This is a genomic window from Novosphingobium beihaiense (assembly GCF_022832375.1).
GTDB classification, from domain to species: Bacteria; Pseudomonadota; Alphaproteobacteria; order Sphingomonadales; family Sphingomonadaceae; genus Novosphingobium; species Novosphingobium beihaiensis.
Map to the genome: position 1 here is coordinate 1 of NZ_JALHLG010000102.1, position 367 is coordinate 367.

Annotated in this window: 1 protein-coding gene; it reads left to right on the forward strand. The window is 61.0% G+C overall.

Annotated features, from left to right (window positions below; translation table 11 throughout):
* Positions 1-38: 38 nt before the first annotated feature.
* Positions 39-367, forward strand: a 329-nt coding sequence (locus MTR66_RS21120; protein ID WP_243924704.1) for a transposase, incomplete at its 3' end; no start/stop codon positions are given.

The following is a 367-nucleotide window of genomic DNA, read 5'->3' on the forward strand; positions in this document are numbered from 1 at the left end:
GAAAAGTCCGGTATCGCGAGGATGGAACGCCGCTGCCCATGATTGCCCTGCCGGTGTTCGGCTACAAATCCCACATCAGCATCGACCGGCGCTTCGGCTTTATCCGGGAGATGGCGGTGACTTCTGCATCGGCAGCGGACGGGCGTCTGCTTCGGCAGGTAGTCAGCACGGACAACACCGGTTCCGAGGTCTGGGCAGATAGCGCCTATCGCTCCAAGCGCAACGAGAAGTGGCTATCGGATCGGATGCTCACATCCTGCATCCACAGGCGCAAACCCAAGGGCAAGCCCATAGCGAAGGCGGCCGCGCGGGCCAACGTTGTCAAATCCTCGATCCGGGCCCATGTCGAACATGTCTTCGCCCATCA